We start from the raw sequence: 1,109 nt of genomic DNA on the forward strand, positions 1-1,109 counted from the left end.
TGTGATGCCCGGGCACGTTGGTCAGTCGGGTGACTGGCGACCGGCCGCCGATTGCGGAGTGGGGTCGGTGGTGATTGTAGAAGTGCAGCCAGCCAGGCAGGGCGGCGTTGCGTTGCGTGGTTGATTCGTAGAAGCGGGCGTAGGCCCATCCGTCGGCCAGGGTGCGGTGGAAGCGTTCGATCTTCCCGTTGGTCTGGGGGCGGTAGGGGCGAGTTCGTTTGTGCGTGATGCCGAGTTCGGCGCAGGCATCGCGCCAGGCGTAGGACTTGTAGGCCGAGCCGTTGTCGGACAGTACGCGCTCGACGACGACGCCGTGGTCGGCGAACCAGGCGACCGAGCGGTGCAGGACGCCGATGGCGGTGTCTGCCTTCTCGTCGGTGCAGATCTCGGCGTAGGCGAGACGGGAGTGGTCGTCGATGACGGTGTGCACGAACGCGATACCCGTTCTCGGCTCGTAGCGGGTGTTGCGTTGGCCTGTCCTCTTCGCGGTGGCTTCTCGGTTCTTCTCACCTTGCCTGCGGCCGACGAAGCGGTGCCCACCGCCATCGGGGATGTTGCCGAACTTGGTGACATCGACATGGATCAGCGACCCGGGGTGGTCGTGTTCGTAGCGTCGCAACGGTTCACCGGTGACCCGGTCGATCCGCGAGAGTCGGTTGATGCGGCATCGCACCAGCACCGCGTGGACCGTGGAGGCCGGCATCGACAGCCGCCCGGCGATCTGTATCGGGCCGAGCCTGTGACGCCACCGCAGCTCGGCGATCTTCCGAACCACTTCTAGGGGTGTCTTGTTCGGACTAGTCTTCGGGCGTGAGCTGCGGTCGGCCATGCCGGAGACACCTTCGGTGCGGTAGCGGTCCGCCCATTTCTTCGCCGTCCGCGGGGCGACCATGAACATCTTCGCGGCCGATGCGTAGGTCCAGCCGTCATCGACGATCAGTCGTGCCATACGGAGTCTGGTGATCGGGGTCAGTGTTGCATTAGCGTGGGACACGAAGGCCTCCTGGTGGTGAAGCGGTTCCTAGACAGCTCCACTTCACACCCGGAGGCCTTCACCTGTCAGGTCGACTCACCGGACAAAGTCCGGACCAACCTCCCTGGACATCACA

1 protein-coding gene is annotated in these 1,109 nt (G+C 64.7%); it reads right to left on the bottom strand.

Translation table 11 applies throughout. The annotated features are described in order from the left end of the window. A partial coding sequence (locus IJ15_RS0120020) for an IS481 family transposase (RefSeq protein WP_037135773.1) occupies positions 1-994 on the bottom strand: 994 nt, incomplete at its 3' end. Positions 995-1,109: the final 115 nt, after the last annotated feature.

The organism is Prescottella defluvii (assembly GCF_000738775.1).
GTDB classification, from domain to species: Bacteria; Actinomycetota; Actinomycetes; order Mycobacteriales; family Mycobacteriaceae; genus Prescottella; species Prescottella defluvii.